Source organism: Hoeflea sp., assembly GCF_984452065.1.
In genome coordinates this window covers 24,556-37,196 of the sequence record NZ_CFHWAF010000031.1, presented here as the reverse complement: position 1 = coordinate 37,196, position 12,641 = coordinate 24,556, and the positions used below count along the sequence as shown (strand labels likewise).

The following is a 12,641-nucleotide window of genomic DNA, read 5'->3' as shown; positions in this document are numbered from 1 at the left end:
ATCCCGTTTTCGACAATCTCGCATCGGGTGAACGAGACCACGGAAATCCCGCATCTCATCAAAAACGCGATGAAGGAGGCGGGGATGGATCCGGCGGATTTCGACGGACGGGTCAGCGAAGTGCGCGAGGCGCTCCAGAAGTTCAAACGGGACCATGGGCTGGAGATGGGGCTCGACTATTCGGACCTGAATGACGAGCAGCTGACGGACGACTATCACTACATGATCTTTCCGAACATCACGATGAACATCCATGCCGATGATCTGATGCTGTTCCGCCAGCGGCCGCATGAAACCGATCCGGATAAAATGTATTTCGATGTCCAGATGTTCAAACTCCTGAAGAAGGACGAGGAGCGGCCCCGCAAGCCCCGCAACGAACGGTTCAAACATGGCGAACGCAGTATGGGCCTTGTTATCGATCAGGATGCGGCGAACCTGCCGGGCGTTCAAAGAGGGATGCATTCAGAAGCCTTTGACGGCCTGTGGCTGGGCGACCAGGAGCTTCGCATTCGTCACTTCCACAAGGTTTTGATGGATTACATCGGTGACGACTGAAGCCGGCCGCCGGAGAAAATGGGAAGAACTGGAAATCGGCGAAGAGACGCGCTCTTCGCCGCTCACGGTGATGCAAGCCGATATGATTGCCTTCGCGGATCGCTACGACCCGCAATTCTTCCATAAAGACCCGGAAGCGGCAAAAGGTTCGCTTTTCGGTGAACTGGTCGCCAGCGGCATCTACACAGCCGCGCTCTGGCGGATCATGGATCACGAGGTGAACGGTGACGTCGACTGGGTCTGCGGCGTCCAATGGGACGATGTGCGCTGGCGTCGCGCCGCGCGCGCCGGAGATACACTCGTCGCCCGATCGAAGCTGACGTCCAAGCGGCCGTCCGAAAGCCGGCCCGGCGTCGGAATTGCCGTTCTGGATCACTGGGTGGAAAACCAGGACGGAGAGGTCGTTTTTTCGTTCACGTCGACCGATCTCGTCTACAGGCGGCAGGTATGAGCAAGCGCATCGCGGTTCTGCTCGTTGTCGGCGGGCGATGGCACGACATGGACCACGCGCGCCTGGAACTTCTGACGTTGCTTGCCGAACATGAGCGGCTGCGCGTCACCGTTCGCGATACCTACGAGGCTGACGACATTTGCAATGCAGCGATGATCCTGTCCTATACATGCGACGTCGTTCCGGACGACACCGCGCTGGCGGCGCTCGGGGCCTTTTTCGACAAGGGCGGGCGCTGGTTCGCCCTGCACGGCACCAACAGCCGAATGATTGTCGAGACGGACAAGGCCGTTGTCTGTCCGCCTTTGCCGCAGGCGATGCTCGACATGCTGGGGAGCCAGTTTGCGGCGCATCCGGCCCCGGGAACATTTAAAGTCGAGCCGACACGCAGCGGCCACCCGCTCATTCATGGGATTGAGCCGTTTCGGGTGTCGGACGAGCAGTATCTGCAACACCATCTGCCCGGCAACGAGGTCCTCCTGACGACGCGGTTTCAGGGCTCGACCCCGTTGTTTGAAGCATCGGACTGGCCGGAGAACGACCATCAGGTCATGTATCTGCGCAAGGTGGGCGAGGGCACCGTTCTTTATCTTACGCTCGGGCACACGCGCGGGCGCTACGACATGCGTCCGATCATGGAGGATTACCCGTTTGTCGAACGCGGTTCATGGCCGCATCCCGTCTTTCGCGAACTGGTGCGCCGGGGCATATGCTGGGCGATGAGGGACCCGCGTTACCAATGAAGCATGGCCTCTCAGACACCAAACCCCGGCCGGTGGCGTTTTCCATGGATGACGGGGTGCGCCTGCTTGGCGAGACCTATGGCAGCGCCGACACGGAAGGCGTTCTCTTTGCCCATGGCGGCGGACAGACCCGCTATGCCTGGAGCCGGGTGGCGCAGCGCCTCGGCCAGGCCGGATGGCATGCGCTGGCACTTGATTTGCGCGGCCATGGGGAAAGCGAGTGGGACAAGGCGCGGAATTACACGTTGGAGCGCTATGGGCAGGACCTTGCGGCGGTCGCCGCGAGCTTTCCCGGACCACCGGTGCTCGTCGGAGCCTCACTGGGCGGCAATGCCGGTCTGTTGACCGCCGGGCGGTTTGCGTCCGGTGCAATCAGGGCCCTTGTGCTGGTCGACATAACGCCGAAGCTCGATCAGGACGGAGTCGACAAAGTCCTCGGATTCATGGGACGTCATCTGGAGGACGGGTTTGAAAGTTACGAAGACGCGGCAAGGGCGATCTCCGCCTACCTGCCGGAACGAAAGGGCCGGCAATCGAATGCCGAGAGCCTTGCGCGGTACCTGCGTGTCCGGCCGGACGGGCGGTTTGCCTGGCATTGGGATCCGGCTTTCATTACCGGACGGCGGTCTTCCCGCCTGCAGGAAGATACCGTCAAGTCGCTTGAGGCCGCACTGGCGGCCATTCAGGTGCCGATCCTCCTGGTGCGCGGCTCGAACAGCGAACTCGTCAACGACGAAAGCGTCGCTCATTTCCTCGAACTTGCACCGCATGCCGCGTTCCGCGACGTGACCGGCGCGGGCCACATGATCGTCGGCGATCGCAACGATGTCTTCGCCGAGGTGCTGGACGACTTCCTCGGCTCGCTTTAGCGGGGCCGCACGAGAACCCGCCGCCCGTCGATTTTTACCTCGAACCGGGGCAGGTCCGGACATGCGTTCTTCGCTTGCCCGGTCCGAATGTCGAACCGGGCGCCGTGGTGCGGGCAGGTGATTTCATCGCCCTCTACCCGGCCGCCCTCGAGCTTGCCCATGCTATGGGTGCAAAAGCCGGAAAATGCGACAATATCGCCCGCGCTGTTGCGGGCAAGCATGATCTCCTGCGATCCGATGGATGTGAAAAAAACGCCTTTCAACGGCACCTGCATGGTCGAACAGGCGTCCTCGAAACTCTTTTGACGTCCTGGCGCCAATGCCGTTACCCCGCCCGCTGGTTGAACCGTCGACCGACCATGGCCGCAGCAATGTTGATCTTCTGGATATCGATCGCACCGCCCGCAATGCCCCAGCCCCAGCTGTCGCGCAGCCTGCGTTCCATGGGATATTCCTTCGAGTAGCCATAGCCGCCCATGAGCTGGACTGCGGTGCCTGTCACCTCGCGGCTGATCTCGTTTGCAAAGCACTTGGCGAGAGAACTGTCGAGGATCGAGGGCATGCCGTCCTCCGCGTTTTTTGCCGCACGGTGAATGAGCAGGCGGGCCGCCTCGACCCGCAGCTTCATCTCGGCAAGCTTGATCTGAACCGCCTGAAACTCGACGATCGGGCGGCCGAACTGCTTCCTCTCCTGCACATAGCTCAAGACGTCCTCCAACGCGCCCGAAGCCTGGCCAAGCGACATTGTCGCGTTACCGCACCGTTCGAGGTCGAATGCCTCCATAAGTTTCTTGAAGCCGCCGCCCGGCACAATGACCGCGTCTAGAGGAAGTTCGACATTGTCGAAGTAAAGGTCCGATGATGGGATGCCCCGAAAGCCCATCAGCTCTTCCTGCGGGCCGAAACTGAGGCCGGAGGCGTCCTTTTCAACATAGACGGCGCCGATGCCCCCGGCGCCCGGCAATTCATCGAAGCGGCAATAGACGACATAGCCATCCGCGTGGCCGCCGCCCGAGCACCAACGCTTGGACCCGTTTAATATGACCTTCTCACCTTCAATGCGGGCATTGGTGCGAAGGTCGGTCAGCGCCGACCCGGCATCGGGCTCGGACATGGACACGGCGACGACCAGGTCTCCGGAGCACACGCGTGGAATGACCCTCCTGCGAAGGCTCTCGGGGGCGAAATGTTCAATGGCGCGAACCGGTCCGACACAGGATTCGAAGATCGGGAATGCGACCGCCGAGCTTATTTTGGCAAATTCCTCCACAACCAGCAGTGCTTCCAGGTTGCCGAGCCCGAGCCCGCCATACTCTTCTGCAACGTTGATGCCCAGGAAACCCATTTCGGCAAATCGTTTGAGCCAGTCCTGCGGGACCGGCCTGCACTCCTCCTCCAACGTCCGGGCAAGGCCGGTCAACTGTTCCTGAGCGAAACGACGTGCGGCAGTCTGCAAACTCTTCTGGTCATCGGTCAGTTGGAAATCCATCTGGCCATTCTCCCACCGGTCTATGAATACAAAATCATGTCTTTACATATACAATGAAACCTGAGATTAGTATATAAAATCACCCGATGACCAAAAAATATTCGGCCCGGCGGGGGCACAAAGGGAAAGCCTATGCAACAAAATCCTGACCAGATACGCCGTTCCTACCGGCAGATGCGGTTGATCAGGGAATTCGAAGAGCGCCTGCATGTGGAAAACCCCAAGGGAGAGATCGCCGGGTTTACCCATCTTTATTCAGGTCAGGAAGCGATTGCGGTGGGTGTTTGCGAAAACCTCGGCGAACACGACTACATCATCTCGACTCACCGCGGGCATGGTCATTGCCTGGCGCGCGGATGCGACCCCAAAGGCATGATGCACGAGATCTACGGGCGCGCCGACGGGCTGTGCAAGGGGCGCGGGGGCTCCATGCATATTGCCGATCTTACCAAGGGCATGCTTGGCGCAAACGGGATTGTAGGAGCTGGTCAGCCGATCGCCGTCGGCGCGGCGGTCGCTTGCAAGGCGCGGGGCGACGGCTCGATCTCGGTCAGTTTTACCGGCGACGGCGCGTCCAATCAGGGCACGGTGTTCGAGGCGATGAATATGGCGGTGGTGCTGAAGCTGCCCAAGCTTTTCGTGCTCGAGGACAATGGCTATTCCGAGCACACCGGAGCTTCCTACGGCATTGGCGGGGACCTCAAAACCAGAACCGAGGGCTTCGGCATTCCCGTCTGGGAAGCGGACGGATTTGACTATTTTTCCGTATACGAAGCGGCGGAAAAAGCTGTCGGGCATGCCCGGGCAGGCAAAGGGCCGAGCGCGGTCCTTGCGACCGCGACGCGATATTTCGGCCATTTCGAGGGCGATCCGCAGCATTACCGCCACAAGGATGAAGTGAAGAATTTTCGCGAATCCGTCGATGCGTTGAAACAAGTCCGCGAAAAGGTGACCGAAGCGGGGATACTCAGTTCCAAGGAACTGGATGAAATCGACGCCGAGGTGCTCTCGCTCATCGATGACTGTGTCGAAAGTGCGCGCACCGGGCCGGCACCGGGCGCGGACATCATGATGTCTGATGTCTATATCGAATACTGAGGAATTTCGGCATGGGTGAAATGACAATGCGTGACGCGCTGAACGCGGCTCTCAAGGAGGAGATGGAGCGGGACGACAGCGTTATCGTCATGGGTGAGGATGTGTCCGGCGGCGCCGGCGGCACGTCCGGCAAGCGCGATGCGGCAGGTGGGATTTTCGGCGTGACCAAGGGGCTGTTGCCGCGCTTTGGCGAAGACCGTGTGATCGACACGCCAATCTCTGAAAGCGCCATTGTCGGGCTTGCAAACGGAGCTGCCCTGGCGGGGATGCGGCCGGTGGCCGAATTGATGTTCGCAGATTTCGTGGGCGTATCGTTCGACCAGATATTCAACCAGATGGCCAAGTTCCGCTACATGTTCGGCGGAAAGGCCAAGACACCCGTGGTGCTTCGCATGGCGATGGGGGCCGGCATGAACGCCGCCGCGCAGCACAGCCAGACCATCTACCCGATCCTGTCGTCGGTGCCTGGCCTCAAAGTGTGTGTTCCCTCGTCGCCGGCGGATGCGAAGGGTATGTTGAAACAGGCGATCCGGGACGACGATCCGGTCGCCTTTTTCGAACACAAGGCACTCTACGCCCGCAAAGGCCCCGTGCCGGACGGCGATATTATTGTTCCTTTCGGCGAGGCAGCCCTGCTGCGCGAGGGGCGGGATGTGACGGTGGTCGCCATCGCGCGGATGGTGCACTTCGCGGCCAAGGCGGTCGACAAACTCGCCGAGGAGGGCATCACCTGCGATCTGATCGACATGCGCACGACATCGCCGATCGATGAGGAAACGATACTTGAAAGCCTGTCCCAGACCGGGCGCCTGGTCGTGGTCGACGAATCGAACCCGATCTGTTCGATTGCCTCCGAAATAGCCGGGCTGGCGGCATCCGAGGGCTTCGATGATCTGATGGCGCCGGTCCGGAAGGTGACGGCGCCGCACACGCCCGTTCCTTTCGCGCGCGAACTGGAGCGGATGTACGTACCGGGCCCCGCCAATATCGAAGCTGCCATCCGATCCGTCCTGGAAAAAGAGTAGTATGACAAAGATTACCCCGGTCACGCTCCCCAAGTGGGGGCTTGAAATGTACGAAGGAACGGTCACGGCATGGCACCTGGCCGAAGGCGACGATGCCGTGAAGGGCGCGGAACTCGTCGACGTCGAAACGGACAAGATCGTCAACAGTATGGAAGTCGAAGTTCCAGGTACGTTGCGCCGGATCATCGTGCCGGAGGGTGAGGTCGTTCCCGTCGGGGCCCTTATCGCGGTGTTGGCCGACCCGTCGGTCGGCGACGCGGAGATCGAAGGCTTCATTGCCGCGTTCAAGCCGGTCGATGCAGGTTTCGAGCCCGCCGACGAGGCACCGGAAGCAGTGGACGCCCGGGGTGAATCCACGACCGCTTCCGTTGCGTCTGATGTGAAAGCATCGCCGCTTGCCCGCAGAGCCGCGGAGCAGGCCGGGGTGGACATTGCGACGATCAAGGGCACCGGACACAAGGGCAAGGTCTTGCGCGGCGATGTGGCCCGCAGTTCCGGGCCGTCAAAATCCGCGGAAGAAGTCCGGACCGAAAATGAAACCGTCAATGCGAGCCCCAACGCAAGAAAGTTTGCCAATGAAGTGGGTTTGTCCCTGTCCGGGCTTTCCGGTACCGGGCGAAAGGGACGGGTATCGCTGGGCGATGCGGAGGAGGCGGCCGTTGCGGCGGGTCTGTGGTCACGTCCGGTGAAAGCGGAGCGTCGCCCCGCGCGCAAGAACGTCAGGCAACGGACCGCAGTGGAGCAGCCCTTTACCGGCATACGAAAGTCGATTGCGACGGCGCTTGTCGCCTCGAAACGGACGGTGCCGCATTTCTATACCACCGTCGACATCAGGATCGACGCCCTCAAGGACCTTCGTCAGCGGATCAATGCTTCCGGCTCCGGCCCGAAAATTTCCGTCAACGACTTGCTGATCCGGGCAACGGCGCTGGCGCTCCGGGAGCATCCCGGGGCGAACGTCCATGTCTCGGACAACGGCGTGACCGTTTTCGAAACCGCCGACATTTGCATTGCGGTCGCCATTGACGGCGGACTGATCACGCCGGTTCTGCGCGATGCCGGCAACCGGACGCTTGAGGACATTGCAGCGGCGTCGGCCGACCTTGCGGTCCGCGCACGATCGCGCCAGCTCGAGGCGTGTGAACTGAAGGGCGGAACCTTCACGCTATCCAATCTGGGCATGTACGGTGTGCGCGCGTTCGATGCGATCATCAATGTTCCGCAGGGCGCCATTCTGGCGGTCGGCGGTCCGCGGCGCGAGGCGGTCGAGGACCCGAACGGAGGCATTGGATTTGCCACAACGATTTCGGTGACGCTTTCGGCGGATCATCGTGCCATTGACGGCGCGCTGGCGGCGCAATTCCTGGCGACGCTCAAGGGGCTGGTGGAAAATCCCGCGCAACTGGAAAACTGATTGCGCAATGACGCACAAGGCCGCAGGGCGCCCTGCGGCCTTTTGGTTTTCGAGAGTGCTGTTTCAGCCCGCAGCGTTCAGTTGTTTCGCCTTGTGGTCGCCGATGGCGATATATTCGGCAAGGACGTCACCCTGCACATTGGTATGCTTGCGGAACAGATCGGCGGCCAGCTCAAAATCGCCGGCGACGATTGCCTCCATGATTGCCTCGTGGTCACGCAGGTTGTTTTCGCTTTGCCCGGGATAGTTCAATTGGAATCGCCGGTATGGAACCAATTTGATTCCCAGCCTGTTGGTCGTGTCGATCAATTCCTGATTGTAGGTCCCTTCGATCACCATGAGATGGAACTTGCGGCTGAGCGCGTAGTATTTGTCATGGTCTCCAGCCTCATAGGCCACAGCCGATTGCTCGTGCAATTTGCGCAGTGCGGTGCGTTCCTGCATTGTCATCCGCCGGGCGGCAAACTTCGCGCAAATCCCCTCGAGTTCGGACATGACTTCGAACAGGCGGATCATGTCGGGCAGGTCGATTTGCGTGACGATTGCGCCGTGGCGCGGTTTCTTTTCGACAAGACCCGATTGGATCAGTTGCAGCATCGCCTCGCGCACCGGTGTCCTGGAAACGGAAAAGCGCCGCGCAAGGGCTTCTTCATCCAAAGAGGCGCCGGGCGGGAGGCGCCCTGAAAAAATGTCGCTCTCAAGCGAAACGCGTACGGATTCAGCATGCGTTTTTCCAGCGGTTTTTACCATGCGGCAGTCTTCCCTCACAATGCACCTGAGTGCCGTCAGCCTTTTCGTATATTGTTAATAGCATTACGGATAATGCAATTTCCAGCCTGAATTCTTCGAATTATGGCAACGGGATCAACCGTTCGATCCGGCTTTATGGTCGCCCTCATTGGTAAGGAGAGGAAAAACGGGCTGTCGAAAGTGTCGTAATTGTATTAATATGCTACTTTAAAAATATACGGGAGGTGTTTTGATGAGCCGAGTTTTCGGTGATGTGCGTCAGATCGCATATGTGACCAACGACATGGATCGCGCGCTCGAGTTTTTTCACGGAACAGCCGGTATCGGGCCGTGGATTGTGGCCTGGGATATACCGGTCCTGGAATGCCGATATCGGGGTGCGCCGATCAAGCTGCAGATCGACGCGGCGCTGGCGAATTCAGGCGATATGCAGATCGAGATTATACGGCAGATCAGCCCTGCGCCTTCGTTGTTTACGGAGCTCTCCGACCGGCACGGGTTTGGCCTTGCCCCGCATCACTATTCCTCGTGGAGCGCGGATTATGACACGGTCATGAGCGATGCGCTCGCCAACGGATTCTCCAAGGCCCAAGAGGGCCGTTCGCGCTATGGTGATTTCGTCTACTACCAGCATCCGGACGAGCCCGACTTTGTATTCGAAGTGACCGAACTCACCGCGGAGCGGGCGTCGATCTTCGAGCAGATCAGGCAGGCGGCGATCAACTGGAACGGGCATGACCCGATCCGCGACGGCTGGCCGGAACCGAAACAATAGGAGGCCGGGATGCGTTTGAAAGGAAAATGTGCGGTCATTCTCGGGGCGGCGGGCGAGGGCAATCTGGGGCAGGTCACCGCTCGCCGGCTCGCAGAAGAGGGCGCCACGGTTTTGGTGGCCGGGCGCAATGAGGCGCCGCTTTCGGCGCTATCGGACGAGATCGGCGGGCACGCGGTGCTCTGCGACATCACCGACGAGAAAGACCTGGCCGCCCTTTCCGCGCAGGCGGTTGAACTGATGGGTGGCGTCGATATCGCCGTCAACACCACCGGCTGGGGACTGCTGACGCCGTTTCTCGACACCTCGCGGGCAGAGCTCGAGCGTATGACGGCGTTGCAGTTCATCGGACCTTACCAGTTCTTTCAGGCCATGCTCCGGGTGATGAACGATGACGGGTGCATCGTGCAGGTCTCGAGTGCGACGGCGACGATCATGATGGAAGACCACGCGGCCTATATGGGCACCAAGGCGGGTATGGATCATGTGATCCGGTGTATCGCAAACGAGTTCGGCGCCCGCGGCATCCGGGCCAACAGTGTCGCGCCGGGCTTCATGGCTTCGCCCATGACGGCAAGGGCGGCGCGCAATGCTGCGGTGGTCGGCGCGTTTGCCCGCGAATATCCGTTGGGCAGGGTCGGCACGCTGGAGGAGACGGCCGAAGCGATTGCCTGGCTCTGTACGGACGGCTGCTTCGTGACCGGCGAGGTGCTTCAGGTCAATGGCGGACTTACGCTGCGCCGAAACCCGACCAATGCCGAGATAATGGCGGCCGCAAAAGCCGCGCGGGAGCAGCCGGGTCAGACCTGATCTGATCCGATCGTTCTTAAGGTTCGATCTTCTCGTTCCGGGTGAAGTCGCGGGGCAGTTTGAATTTCTGTATCTTTGTCGTTGACATCGGCCAGCTATCCACGAAGCGCACGTAGCGCGGGATCTTGTAACGGGCGATCTTGCCGATGCAATAGTCGACCAGTTGCCGCGGTGTCATGCGCGCATTCTCGACCAGTTCCACATAGGCGGCCGCGACTTCAACCAGATGGTCGTCGGGAACACCGATGACCTGTGCGATCTGGACGTCCGGATGGGAGCAAAGCCAGGTCTCGATCTCGAGCGCGGCGACATTCTCGCCGCCGATTTTCAGCATGTCTTTCAGACGACCATCATAAACCAGGCATCCGTCGGCGCGAACATGGCCCATGTCGCCGGTACGCAGCCAGCCATCGACCAGGGCGCGGTCCGTTGCCTGCGTATCCTTGAAGTAACCCTCGAACAAGGGCCAGCCCGATAGCCAGATTTCGCCGTGCTTGCCGGGAGCAAGGTCGGACAGTGTCGCCGGATCCACCGCCTTTGCGGTGACGCCCGCAAAGGGCCGGCCCGATACGTTCAAGGCCTCTTCGGGCGGGTCGGCGGGATCGGTGAAGCACGGAACACCGGTCGCTTCAGTCAATCCGTAGGCGTTGATATATTGCGCCGAAGGAAAGGCGCGCGTGTATTTTTCCATTGTCTTTGCCGGGCCTACGCAGTGCAGGAAACGAAGCGCAGAACGATCGCGCGCGACGAATTCCGGGTGGCCGATCAACTGGTTCACAAGTGTCGGGAAGCTGAGATAGCCGAAAGTGACGCGCTCCTCTTCCATAAGCCGCAGCACTTCTGCTGGCTCGAAATGCGCCGTCGAAACCAGGGCCGCCCCCGAAGCGCGGCCGGCGGACATCGGCAGCATTGCGGACATGTGGAAGAAGGGCAGCGGGTTCATGATGCAGTCGTCGGCCGAGAGGTCAAAGCGCTCGGCAAAGGCCGCACCAATCATGCCCAGGGAGCGGTGGCTGATCAGGCATGCCTTGGGCCGCGACGTGGTTCCCGATGAATACATCATCAACGCGGGTGCGTCCGGTGACGCTTCACCGCCAAGCCTTTCGACGGTCGACGGATCGACGTTCTCAGCCGCCTCCAGAAAAGCCGCCCCGGTTGGCCAGTCGGTTTCGCGCGGATCCGCAATCGCATAAATCGCCCGCAGGCGAGGCGCGTCGACCAGATGGAGACGGCGGCCCTGCCAGTCCCCAAGATCGGGAAAGATCCGGGTGAGCATGGCCCGGAAGTCAAGATGCGGCAGCGAGTGGCCGCCGATGAACAGTATGTCCATATCGGAATGCCGGATCGCATAGGCGAGTTCGTCTTCCTTGAACCGCGCGTTCACTGTCAGAGCGGTCGCGCCGATGAAGCCGCAGGCATAAAACAGCCGCGCATAGTCGGCGCTGTTGGGCATCAGAATGCCGACATGGTCGCCGGATTTGATGCCGGCGGCGACCAGTCCGCGCGCCCATAACCGGGCGTCCTCAAGGAGTGAACGCCAGGAGAGCCGTGTGCCGTCGATCAACAAGGCGGTTGCGTCGGGCCAGTTGCGTGCGGCATCGGCAAGAGTTTGCGCCGTAGTCTTGTGGCCGGCCGCAACAACCCTTGCGGACGGGCAGGTCATGCCTCGTTTCTGGCCCAGCGGGCGGCCTCGTCGCCGGTCACCCAGTCAACGGCATTCCTCAGAAGGGTCCGGAATTTCTCGTTCCCGAACGTCTTGCCGTCATTGCCCATCTGGATGGTCACGGTCGGGGCGTTTCCGGAACGTTTCGCCCATGCCACGAGATTGGTGCCGGGACCGTGTGGCCAGCCGTCACGGGTCCACATGCGGGCCTCAAGCGCGTTTTTCGCGGAATAGAACTCGTCCATCGTGAAGGCATGATCCGCCGCAAGAAGCGGGACCAGATCGTCGCCTTCCTCGAGCATCTCGAAAAGATAGAGCTCGTCGGTGACCTCAAACCCGTCGCCCAGCCCCGATGTGACCGGGTGCTCGCCCAGAACCCTGGCGCGGTACGTCGCCGGAAACAGGTAGCCGCTGTCTGGATAGTCGCGACCCTTGTAGGTTCCCGGCTGGTAAAAGAAGCGCGCGCCGATCGCCTCGGCATAGGTGTCCCAGGTCGGCCAGCCAGCCATTGCGTGATGCAGGAAGATCATTGGCTTGCCGGCGTCGAGCAGGGCGGTGAACCCCGCCTTCATCGCCTCCGGCGGATCGACCAGCACCGGTGGCTCCGGCGTCCTGAACTGCAGGCCGGGCACGTCATAAAAAAGGATTGCGTCAAAGTCGGCGCAGCCTTCAGGCGAAAGCAGCGCCGCTGTCGCGGGCTGCTCGATATGGGTCCATGTCATGCCGCGCATCGCATCGAACATGGCGCTGAAGGCGCCCCGGTCAAAGGGGTGCCCCTTGGTCGATACCAGCAGGTTCCAGGGGGAGTCGTAGCGGATAACCACCCGTGCCTCAGAACTGCACGCGCTTGGTAAAGCCGCCATCCACGATCAGGTTCGTCCCCGTGACCCAGCTTGCAGCGTCGGATGCGAGGAAGGCGATACAGCGCGCGACTTCGTCGGCCTCGCCCATCCTTCCGTCGGGCTGTTGGGCGAGGATCGAATTGAAGAACGCCTCGTC

General features: G+C 60.9%; 15 protein-coding genes. 9 read left to right on the top strand and 6 right to left on the bottom strand.

Annotated elements, in window-relative coordinates:
• From AC5E6N_RS08345 to AC5E6N_RS08330, 4 genes are all read left to right on the top strand, one after another.
• The coding region (locus AC5E6N_RS08345) for an RHO alpha subunit C-terminal catalytic domain-containing protein (RefSeq protein WP_491747390.1) at positions 1-558 on the top strand (558 nt) is incomplete at its 5' end.
• Positions 548-1,009, top strand: coding sequence for a MaoC family dehydratase (locus tag AC5E6N_RS08340; RefSeq protein ID WP_491747389.1), 462 nt, complete (start codon positions 548-550; stop codon positions 1,007-1,009). The genes AC5E6N_RS08345 and AC5E6N_RS08340, both read left to right, overlap by 11 nt.
• Positions 1,006-1,752, top strand: a complete 747-nt coding sequence (locus AC5E6N_RS08335) for a ThuA domain-containing protein (protein ID WP_491747388.1) — start codon at positions 1,006-1,008, stop codon at positions 1,750-1,752. The genes AC5E6N_RS08340 and AC5E6N_RS08335 overlap by 4 nt, the downstream gene beginning before the upstream one ends.
• The gene (locus tag AC5E6N_RS08330) at positions 1,749-2,621 is read left to right on the top strand and encodes an alpha/beta fold hydrolase (RefSeq protein WP_491747387.1); all 873 of its coding nucleotides are present in this window, start codon (positions 1,749-1,751) and stop codon (positions 2,619-2,621) included. The genes AC5E6N_RS08335 and AC5E6N_RS08330 overlap by 4 nt, the downstream gene beginning before the upstream one ends.
• On the opposite strand, the gene AC5E6N_RS08325 is transcribed toward AC5E6N_RS08330, so the two are convergent.
• Positions 2,618-2,941, bottom strand: coding sequence for a Rieske (2Fe-2S) protein (locus AC5E6N_RS08325; protein ID WP_491747386.1), 324 nt, complete (start codon positions 2,939-2,941; stop codon positions 2,618-2,620). The two genes, AC5E6N_RS08330 and AC5E6N_RS08325, sit on opposite strands and share 4 nt — an antisense overlap.
• A 5-nt stretch (positions 2,942-2,946) precedes the next feature.
• On the bottom strand, positions 2,947-4,110 hold the full coding sequence (locus AC5E6N_RS08320) for an acyl-CoA dehydrogenase family protein (RefSeq protein ID WP_491747385.1): 1,164 nt from the start codon (positions 4,108-4,110) through the stop codon (positions 2,947-2,949).
• Between the two features lie 132 nt (positions 4,111-4,242).
• Between AC5E6N_RS08320 and AC5E6N_RS08315 the strand changes: the two genes are divergently transcribed.
• The 3 genes from AC5E6N_RS08315 to AC5E6N_RS08305 are packed head-to-tail and all read left to right on the top strand — an operon-like array spanning position 4,243 to position 7,647.
• Positions 4,243-5,208 (top strand): thiamine pyrophosphate-dependent dehydrogenase E1 component subunit alpha, encoded by a 966-nt coding sequence (locus AC5E6N_RS08315; protein ID WP_491747384.1) that lies wholly within the window; start codon positions 4,243-4,245, stop codon positions 5,206-5,208.
• An 11-nt stretch (positions 5,209-5,219) separates the two neighbouring features.
• A complete protein-coding gene (locus AC5E6N_RS08310) occupies positions 5,220-6,233 on the top strand; it encodes an alpha-ketoacid dehydrogenase subunit beta (protein ID WP_491747383.1) in 1,014 nt (337 codons plus the stop codon).
• Between the two features lies 1 nt (position 6,234).
• Entirely contained in the window at positions 6,235-7,647 is a 1,413-nt protein-coding gene (locus AC5E6N_RS08305; RefSeq protein WP_491747382.1) for a dihydrolipoamide acetyltransferase family protein, read from the top strand.
• Positions 7,648-7,710: 63 nt separating this feature from the next.
• Here AC5E6N_RS08305 and AC5E6N_RS08300 read toward each other — a convergent pair whose 3' ends face one another.
• A complete protein-coding gene (locus AC5E6N_RS08300; RefSeq protein WP_491690784.1) occupies positions 7,711-8,397 on the bottom strand; it encodes a GntR family transcriptional regulator in 687 nt (228 codons plus the stop codon).
• Between the two features lie 232 nt (positions 8,398-8,629).
• Between AC5E6N_RS08300 and AC5E6N_RS08295 the strand changes: the two genes are divergently transcribed.
• Together AC5E6N_RS08295 and AC5E6N_RS08290 are read left to right on the top strand one after the other, a co-directional pair.
• Positions 8,630-9,172: a VOC family protein gene (locus AC5E6N_RS08295; RefSeq protein ID WP_491747381.1), complete on the top strand. Its 543-nt coding sequence runs from the start codon at positions 8,630-8,632 to the stop codon at positions 9,170-9,172.
• Between the two features lie 9 nt (positions 9,173-9,181).
• Complete coding sequence (locus AC5E6N_RS08290; RefSeq protein WP_491747380.1) at positions 9,182-9,979, top strand: SDR family oxidoreductase; 798 nt, start codon at positions 9,182-9,184, stop codon at positions 9,977-9,979.
• Between the two features lie 16 nt (positions 9,980-9,995).
• Here AC5E6N_RS08290 and AC5E6N_RS08285 read toward each other — a convergent pair whose 3' ends face one another.
• The 3 genes from AC5E6N_RS08285 to AC5E6N_RS08275 all read right to left on the bottom strand — a co-directional run.
• Positions 9,996-11,642, bottom strand: a complete 1,647-nt coding sequence (locus tag AC5E6N_RS08285) for a class I adenylate-forming enzyme family protein (RefSeq protein ID WP_491747379.1) — start codon at positions 11,640-11,642, stop codon at positions 9,996-9,998.
• Positions 11,639-12,466, bottom strand: coding sequence for a ThuA domain-containing protein (locus tag AC5E6N_RS08280; protein ID WP_491747378.1), 828 nt, complete (start codon positions 12,464-12,466; stop codon positions 11,639-11,641). The genes AC5E6N_RS08285 and AC5E6N_RS08280 overlap by 4 nt, the downstream gene beginning before the upstream one ends.
• Before the next feature lie 7 nt (positions 12,467-12,473).
• The coding region (locus AC5E6N_RS08275; protein ID WP_491747391.1) for an SDR family oxidoreductase at positions 12,474-12,641 on the bottom strand (168 nt) is incomplete at its 5' end.